Raw genomic sequence first — 6,102 nt, forward strand, 5'->3', positions numbered from 1 at the left:
AAATTGAGAAAAAGCCATGAAAAAGCTTAGGATGCTAAGCTTTTTTCATGGCTTCAATTACTTGACGGTCCAAACGGTCTGCAGCCGTTTTATCATATGTCTTCTCATAAACAGGCTCTGTGGAGATTTTCGATCCATAGAACATGACATCTCTCACTTCATTGATGACAAGTTGAAAAAGGGTAAGCTTTAAAGGCACTCCGGAAAGTTTCTCTTGATGTACTGAAGCTTTTCCGCCAATGGAATAGGTTGATTCATTCGCAATTAAGTTCACCACAACCAGCGGATTCCCCTTAATATTCTCGACAATTCTTGAGCGTTGATCCACGGCAAATAGTAAAGTCTGTTCGTCTTTGGCAAAAACCCACGATATTGCACTGACATTGGGGCCACCTGTTTCATGGTCAACGGTAGCAAGTGTCACGAATCGCTCTGATTGCAGTTCATCAAACAATGCAGGAATTAAGCCGGGTTCTACTTGATTAGCCATACAATCCCCCCTGGTGACGTTTTGTCTCTACGTCTACATGTGATTATCTTGATTCTACTATACCAAACCCGATTGTAAAAGACATAATAGAATGTAAAATAAAGCGTTCGACCTCACTACATGATATACTGAAATGACCAGAGTTATGATTAGAACAAGTAGAGGTGTACAAAATGAGAGTAAAATGTGCTTTATGCGAAGTAATTGAAAATATTGACGACTATTCCCTGCAGGCGAAGAAACTGCGTAACAGACCCATTCATACGTATATGTGTGAGAAATGCCATGACCGCATTAAAGAGAAGACAGAAGAACGAGTTTCGACAGGGAATTTCCGTTTTTATCGTTCTCCTTTAGTCGAAGATGACTTTTAAACAAATAGGTTTCGCTGTCGGAATAATTTCAGGCACAATATTAGGAGTATTCCTCAAGTGGATACAGGGACTTACCGGTATTAAAGTATATGTATTATTATTGAATGTTGACTTCATTCCAGTGTTTGCATCTACATTGCCTGAGTGGCTGGAGTTCTCATTGCATTTACTCGTTTCCTGCGGGATCGGTTTGGTATTTGTGTTTCTGATGGAGAAGCTGAATGTATCAAGCAGGGGAGCCTGGATCCTTTCCCTGCTGCTTACCTTCCCCACTGTCTTTCTATACTTTCCCCTTTCTTATCTCGCCGTACAGGATGTACCCGGTTTATTCGATGGTACGGCTATCACATTCTGGACAGTTGGCCATCTACTGTATGGATTAAGCCTGCCGCCACTCTACCAGTTTTTCACGAAGGCGAATCACAAATAGAAAAAAGCTGTAGTCCTAAATGAACTACAGCTTTTTTTGCTTAAAACGTGCCTTTTTTCTTTTCATTCGTCAGGCGGATCTTGTAAATCACTAAGATTAAAGCCGCAACGACCAACCCTTCAGCAACCGGAAGGAAAATGCCGAGAAATGTCAGCACCGTACATCCGAGTATGAGAAAAGTATAAATCAGGATCGATTTCATGACTGGCAGCTTTTTCGCAAAACCCAGCTTATAAACTAAGATTGAGAGCCCAACTATGGTTATATAAAGCAACCACATACCCATTTCCGCGTTCTGGTCAACCCGGTAAAGGGATGCGAAAAAGGACAAACGTTCTGTTACATCCATTTCCTACTCCCCCTTCACTTCGTTTATTGAGTAACCTTATTTTTCTTTTCTGCTCTTTCACGTTCATTCTTATCAAGAATTTTTTTGCGAAGACGGATCGATTCAGGTGTTACTTCACAATACTCGTCATCGTTCAGGTATTCAAGAGACTCTTCTAGTGTCATGATTCTTGCCTTTTTAATCGTAACAGTTTGATCTTTATTTGCAGAACGTACGTTAGTCGCCTGTTTAAGCTTTGTGATATTAACAGTGATATCATTTTCTCTCGTATGTTCCCCGACAATCATACCGCCATAAATTTCTGTACCGGACTCAACGAAGATGATTCCGCGGTCTTCCACCTGCATGATACCGTATTGTGACGCTTTACCTGTCTCCATGGAAACAAGCACACCTTGACGACGTCCGCCTACGCGGCCTTTTTGCAGTGGTTGATAGCCTTCGAATGTATGGTTGATGATACCATATCCACGAGTAAGAGTCATAAACTCCGTAGAATAACCGATTAGTCCACGTGCAGGAACCATAAACATTAAACGGACCTGGCCGTTACCGTTGTTCACCATATCCAGCATTTCACCTTTACGCTGACCAAGTGATTCGATTACGCCTCCCATATATTCTTCTGGGATATCGATTTGAACACGTTCTACAGGCTCGCTCTTCACGCCATCGACTTCTTTGATGATAACCTGTGGTTTTGATACTTGTAACTCGTACCCTTCACGACGCATGTTTTCGATCAGGATGGAAAGGTGAAGCTCTCCACGTCCCGAAACCGTCCATGCATCAGGTGAATCGGTTGGTTCAACACGTAAGCTTACATCTGTTTGAAGCTGAGCCAGTAAACGCTCTTCGATTTTTCTTGACGTAACGAATTTACCTTCTCTACCAGCAAATGGACTGTTGTTCACTAGGAACGTCATTTGAAGTGTCGGCTCGTCAATACGAAGGACCGGAAGTTGATCCTGATGTTCAACCGGACAAACCGTTTCACCGACGTTGATATCTTCCATTCCGGAAACAGCGATTAAATCCCCCGCTTTTGCCTCTTGGATTTCTTCACGTTTTAATCCGAAGAAACCAAAGATCTTTGTTACACGGAATTGTTTAACAGTGCCGTCAAGCTTCATCAGTGCTACCTGTTGGCCCACTTTCATCGTTCCTCTGAACACACGACCGATTCCGATACGCCCTACGTAATCATTGTAATCAAGAAGTGCAACCTGGAATTGAAGTGGATCTTCAGAGTTGTCTACCGGTGCAGGAATGTGCTCAATGATGGAATCATATAAACACTGCATGTTTTCATCCTGTTTTTCCGGATCCGGATCAATACTTGCTGTACCGTTGATTGCAGAAGCATAAACAACCGGGAATTCAAGCTGCTCATCATTTGCATCCAGTTCAATGAATAACTCCAATACTTCATCGATGACTTCTTCAGGACGTGCTGAAGGTTTGTCGATTTTGTTTACAACAACGATTGGTGTAAGGTTCTGTTCCAGTGCTTTCTTAAGAACGAAGCGAGTCTGTGGCATACAACCTTCATACGCATCCACTACCAGTAAAACACCGTCTACCATTTTCATGATACGTTCTACTTCTCCACCGAAATCAGCATGCCCTGGTGTATCAAGGATATTGATTCGGGAATCTTTATATTGAATCGCTGTATTTTTCGCAAGGATCGTAATACCGCGTTCTCTCTCTAAATCATTTGAATCCATCGCACGTTCCGAAACCGTTTCGTTTTCGCGGAAGATTCCAGATTGCTTTAAAAGCTCATCAACTAATGTCGTTTTACCGTGGTCAACGTGAGCAATAATAGCAATATTTCTTAGGTCATTTCTTAATTTCATATTTCCACTCCTGAATATTGGATTTCTTTATAGTGTAAAGATAATATTTTTCAGTTCAACTAGACCATTATATCACAGCATTGACAAAAGCCCTAATAAATATTTCATCTCCCCTATTCATTCTTGCTAAAAGTTTCCTTACCGACTCTCATGTTCTGCTTCTTTGTCCCCGAAACCCATTGCGATTTATTGAATTGATAGGTAAAATTTAATAAGGGCAGCATAAGAAGCTGCGTCGACAATCAGTAAAGAAACGAATCATCGTTTATCAATAATGGGGGTTACAGGATGGCAAATATAAAATGGATCTTTGTACTTTTTTCGATATTAGCGGCCGTTTCACTGATGGGCATAGCCATTTCAATCAGTTTGCAAAGTATATTGCTTGCAGCTGTAAGTATCGTTTGTTTATTCATTGTGATGGGATTTGGTTTTAAGACCAAGAAGAAATACAGAGAAGAAGGAAGATTGTAGTACAAAAAAAGGAGTGGCGGCCATCCAACGGCCGCCACTCTTTTTTCATTTATTTATTTCTATGCAGATAGTCAGTCAAAATGGTTTCATGCAGACCAGGCTTCCCGACGAAGACAGAACTCTTGTTTAATGGATTCAATGGGTTGCCATCAAGGTCCGTCACCACTCCACCAAGCTCTTCGATCATAATCTTTCCGGCTGCGAAATCCCACGGTGCAAGGCGCATTGTCAAGTATGCATCCAACCTCCCTGAAGCCACATAAGCAAGCTCCATAGCTGCTGAACCATAGGACCGGGTCCCTCTCACATCCTGCACGAGTGGAGCCAGAATGGAGGAATCAATACGCTTGTTCTTTGTCACCCACAGTGCATTCAATGCAACAATCGCATCTTCCACGGGAACGGGATCAAGCTGCGGGAGCTTCACATCATTCATATAGACACCTTTGCCTTTATTCGCAAAGTAAAGCTCGTCATGCACGACATCATATATGTATCCTAACTTCCCCTCATTTCCATCGTAAATCCCGATAGAAATGGCAAAGTTTCTCTGCTGATGGACAAAATTCATCGTTCCATCGATTGGGTCGATGATCCATGTTATTCCGGATAACTCTTTGAAATCATCACCATATCCTTCTTCCCCCAAAATTTGATGATCGGGGTAATTGGTTCGTATGTTTTCTGTAAAGTATCGCTCAGTCGCTTCATCCATATCGGTGACCAAGTCATTTCGGTTCGATTTCGTTTTAATATTCAGTTCGGTTTTAAATGACTGTCGTATCCTCTCACCGGCTTCATGTATCCATGTTCTAACATTTTGATCTAGTTCGGTCCAATTTGTCATGTATTTTTAGCCTCCAATATGCTTAGCGGAAATCAGTGTAGTCATTACTAATATGGTCTTTTCAGATAATCTTAACTCCTAGGTTCGATTCATTCAAGAAAATAGGCTTCACCAAGTAAGGTCATTTACCCATAAAAAAGCGAACTCTCCAACCACTATGAGCTCGCGTTCAAAAGTAGATTTTGTTATCAGCATACTTTAAACCATTGAATGTTATTTGCTCTATAAAGCCTTCATTTTCATTAGTTCTTCCCTGATGCTCATAAGTTTCTGCTTTGACTTGGTCTGGGTTTCTGTATTCTTCGTTTGGATTGCTTCGAACAATACGGCTAATTCATAATCCATTTCAAGTCTCAATACGTTCATTCTTTGCTGTTGGACATCACGTTTTTTAGAAGTGTTCATTACTTGTTTCATGGCCATACACCCCTTCCGAGTTTTCGATTTATCTGATTGTTCTGATAATATTTACTACATGTTATGAAATATCCTCTCATCTTGTAACTAAAATGTGCAGACACCTATAGATAATTCATTTGGCTACAAGCCTGTGCCTCTTTATGGTAAGATATTGGTGGAAATAAGGAGGTTACAACATGACATTTAACGGTTTCACTAAAGATGATTTTAATGTTTTTAAGATTGATGGTCTCGACGACCGGATGACGGCCATCGCAGAACAGATCAGGCCAAAGCTTGCCTACCTGGGTGAACATTTTGCACCCGCTCTTAGTGCCCTGACCGGTGATGAGATGTTTTACCATGTGGCGAAACATGCAAGACGCTCAGTGAATCCACCAGATGACACGTGGGTTGCATTTGCAAACAACAAACGCGGATACAAAAAACATCCTCATTTCCAAATCGGGTTATGGGAAACCCATGTATTTATTTGGTTTGCAATGATCTATGAAGCTCCAAATAAAGTTGAATTCGGTAAGAAAGCTGAAGAAAATGCAGATAAGATAAGGTCATTGATTCCCGGTCACTTTGTTTGGTCTGGAGATCATACTAAGCCGGATGCTGCATCCTTCTCCTCTTTGTCACAAGACGAATTCATTGCTTTAACTGAAAGAGTTCAAAATGTAAAGAAAGCTGAACTTCTATGCGGACTTCATCTGGATCGTGACTCAGCCATTAAAATGAGCGGAGATGAATTGATCCAGGAAGTTGAAAGTGCCTTTGAAACACTTTTACCCCTTTACAAAATGAACTAAACCATATAACTGCAGGGAATAATGCAGAAAGAGGCTGGGACAAAACTAGTTTCTAACTG

The 6,102-nt window shown here is 41.2% G+C and carries 9 protein-coding genes; 4 read left to right on the forward strand and 5 right to left on the reverse strand.

The window, feature by feature from the left end; translation table 11 throughout:
- Window positions 1–34: 34 nt before the first annotated feature.
- Window positions 35–490, reverse strand: a complete 456-nt coding sequence (locus BVI01S_RS18080) for a pyridoxamine 5'-phosphate oxidase family protein (protein WP_034755984.1) — start codon at window positions 488–490, stop codon at window positions 35–37.
- A 173-nt stretch (window positions 491–663) separates the two neighbouring features.
- Here BVI01S_RS18080 and BVI01S_RS18085 point away from each other — a divergent pair, with 173 nt between their 5' ends.
- Together BVI01S_RS18085 and BVI01S_RS23000 are read left to right on the forward strand one after the other, a co-directional pair.
- On the forward strand, window positions 664–864 hold the full coding sequence (locus BVI01S_RS18085) for a YlaI family protein (RefSeq protein ID WP_034755987.1): 201 nt from the start codon (window positions 664–666) through the stop codon (window positions 862–864).
- A 160-nt stretch (window positions 865–1,024) separates the two neighbouring features.
- A complete protein-coding gene (locus BVI01S_RS23000) occupies window positions 1,025–1,294 on the forward strand; it encodes a hypothetical protein (RefSeq protein ID WP_244886955.1) in 270 nt (89 codons plus the stop codon).
- Window positions 1,295–1,334: 40 nt separating this feature from the next.
- On the opposite strand, the gene BVI01S_RS18095 is transcribed toward BVI01S_RS23000, so the two are convergent.
- Complete coding sequence (locus BVI01S_RS18095) at window positions 1,335–1,643, reverse strand: YlaH-like family protein (protein ID WP_034755992.1); 309 nt, start codon at window positions 1,641–1,643, stop codon at window positions 1,335–1,337.
- A 23-nt stretch (window positions 1,644–1,666) separates the two neighbouring features.
- Window positions 1,667–3,505, reverse strand: coding sequence for a translational GTPase TypA (gene typA, locus BVI01S_RS18100; protein WP_034756004.1), 1,839 nt, complete (start codon window positions 3,503–3,505; stop codon window positions 1,667–1,669).
- Between the two features lie 288 nt (window positions 3,506–3,793).
- Between typA and BVI01S_RS18105 the strand changes: the two genes are divergently transcribed.
- Window positions 3,794–3,979 carry a YlaF family protein gene (locus BVI01S_RS18105; RefSeq protein ID WP_034756006.1) on the forward strand — a complete coding sequence of 62 codons (186 nt, stop codon included), beginning with the start codon at window positions 3,794–3,796 and terminating at the stop codon, window positions 3,977–3,979.
- A gap of 49 nt (window positions 3,980–4,028) precedes the next feature.
- Here BVI01S_RS18105 and BVI01S_RS18110 read toward each other — a convergent pair whose 3' ends face one another.
- Window positions 4,029–4,826 carry an inositol monophosphatase family protein gene (locus BVI01S_RS18110; RefSeq protein WP_061811144.1) on the reverse strand — a complete coding sequence of 266 codons (798 nt, stop codon included), beginning with the start codon at window positions 4,824–4,826 and terminating at the stop codon, window positions 4,029–4,031.
- A gap of 222 nt (window positions 4,827–5,048) precedes the next feature.
- A complete protein-coding gene (locus tag BVI01S_RS18115; protein ID WP_034756016.1) occupies window positions 5,049–5,243 on the reverse strand; it encodes a YkzI domain-containing protein in 195 nt (64 codons plus the stop codon).
- Between the two features lie 179 nt (window positions 5,244–5,422).
- Here BVI01S_RS18115 and BVI01S_RS18120 point away from each other — a divergent pair, with 179 nt between their 5' ends.
- Entirely contained in the window at window positions 5,423–6,043 is a 621-nt protein-coding gene (locus tag BVI01S_RS18120) for a YktB family protein (protein ID WP_061811145.1), read from the forward strand.
- Window positions 6,044–6,102: the final 59 nt, after the last annotated feature.

The sequence above is a fragment of the Rossellomorea vietnamensis NBRC 101237 genome (assembly GCF_001591825.1).
GTDB classification, from domain to species: domain Bacteria; phylum Bacillota; class Bacilli; order Bacillales; family Bacillaceae_B; genus Rossellomorea; species Rossellomorea vietnamensis.